This window comes from Paenibacillus rhizophilus, assembly GCF_003854965.1.
Classification (GTDB): Bacteria; Bacillota; Bacilli; order Paenibacillales; family Paenibacillaceae; genus Paenibacillus_AQ; species Paenibacillus_AQ rhizophilus.
The window spans coordinates 1-1,902 of the sequence record NZ_RQPI01000031.1; the positions used below are offsets into that span (position 1 = coordinate 1).

The 1,902-nt window shown below is 52.9% G+C and carries 1 protein-coding gene; it reads left to right on the forward strand.

The features are described 5' to 3' along the window. The first annotated feature begins 424 nt into the window (after nt 1-424). Nucleotides 425-1,825 (forward strand): group II intron reverse transcriptase/maturase, encoded by a 1,401-nt coding sequence (ltrA, locus tag EH198_RS24255; protein ID WP_124698031.1) that lies wholly within the window; start codon nt 425-427, stop codon nt 1,823-1,825. Nucleotides 1,826-1,902: the final 77 nt, after the last annotated feature.

Below are 1,902 nucleotides of genomic sequence, written 5' to 3' on the forward strand. Positions count from 1 at the left end.
TAGTGCGCCCGGCATGGGCGATAACTAGGCGGTGAAAGTCCGCTACAGGCTTGGCAGTAGGAACTGTTAGCCAAAGGCAAGGGTGTCCGTCGCGAGGCGGAATCTGAAGGAAGCTGGAGGCAAACCCTTGGTCCGACGAACAGAAATCACATAGAAGGCATGATGGGACGGACGAGCTTGCTATACAAAGCAAAGTCCAATACTGCCCGAATCCCAACATGTAGATGTGGCGGATAGATGAGGGGAAGGTTATCGCTCTTACCCGGGGAGATCTCACAGACGTTGAGTAGGAAAAAAAAAATCCGAAAGACGGAGTAAAGCTTGCTGTGAGAAGTCAGCAGAGGCCATATTACCGGGATTTTTTTTTCGGGAAGGGCCGAACAATCGTAAGTCTCAAGTACATACTGGAAGGAGAGTCGGTGCGATGAAAGCAGAATACCGAAAGGGCTGCCCGCAAAAAGATAGTGTGGAACACGAAGGGTATGCGGGAGCGCGGAGCGCCGAAACCCGGGAAAGCGGAGAAAGAGACGGTGCAAACGACTTGCTGGAGCGGATACTGGACAGGGACAACCTGAACAGAGCCTACAAGCAGGTCAAGCGTAACCACGGAGCGCCGGGAATCGATGGAATGACCGTCGAGGCGGCACTGCCGTGGCTGCGAGAAAACAGAGACGAACTGCTGCAAAGGATTCGGGGTGGAAGATACAAGCCGAACCCGGTGCGGCGCAAGGAAATCCCCAAACCAGATGGAAGCGGAATGCGAAAGCTTGGCATACCCACGGTAGTGGATCGAGTCATTCAGCAAGCCATCGCCCAGCAGCTACAGCCCCTGTTTGAGCCGCTCTTTTCGGATGGAAGCTACGGCTATCGCCCGAAGCGAAGCGCGCAGCAAGCCATTCGGAAGGTAAAAGCGTATGCAGAGGAAGGCTATGGTTACGCGGTAGAAATCGACCTCTCTAAGTATTTCGATACGCTGAACCACGAGTTGCTGATGAACCTCCTGCGCAAACAAATCCAGGACAAACGCGTCACCGATCTGATCAAGAAATATCTGAAAAGCGGAGTCATGGAAAACGGGATTCATTGTAAAACAGAAGAAGGTTCTCCGCAAGGAGGCCCCTTATCGCCTCTGCTGGCAAACATCTACCTGAACGAATTTGATCAGGAGATGAGAAGCCGAGGCGTGATCGTCATCCGCTATGCGGATGACATCGTGGTGCTAGCCAGGAGCAAACGGGCAGCGACGCGGCTGCTGGAATCATGCCGAAAGTATCTGGAGAACAAGCTGAGACTGAAGATGAATACGCAGAAAAGCAAGGTGGTCAGCGTAGTGGCTCGGAAGCATTTCAAATTTCTTGGCTTTGCCTTGGGAAAGAACGGAAACGGCGTGTACATTCGCGTCCATTCGCAATCCCTCGCAAAAGCAAAGAAGAAGCTGAAAGAACTGACGGGTCGAAGTCAAGGCAAGCCTGTTCGCCAGGTCATGGAGAAGGTGAAAGTCTACATTCGCGGATGGCTGGGGTACTACTATGTAGCCGACATGAAACGGATATTGCAAAGCTGGAATGAATGGCTACGAAGGCGGCTCCGTATGTACATCTGGAAGCAATGGAAGAAGCCGAGAACCAAGGTACGGAACCTGCGGAAGCTGGGAGTGCCGGAGGGGCAGGCCTACCAATGGGGAAACACCCGGCTGGGTTACTGGCGCATTGCCGGAAGCGCGATACTGCAACGCTCTGTTACAAACGAAAGGCTCGTACAGGCAGGGTATTATGACTTCCCTACTCAGTACGAGCGTCTACGTCAATTGCACTTAAACGGTTGAACCGCCGTATACCGAACGGTACGTACGGTGGTGTGAGAGGTCGGCTACTCAACTAATGGGTAGCCTCCTACTCGATT

Excerpts from the sequence above, each read along its gene's own strand:
- ltrA (WP_124698031.1), top strand. The coding sequence starts at position 425 with ATGAAAGCAGAATACCGAAAGGGCTGCCCGCAAAAAGATAGTGTGGAA.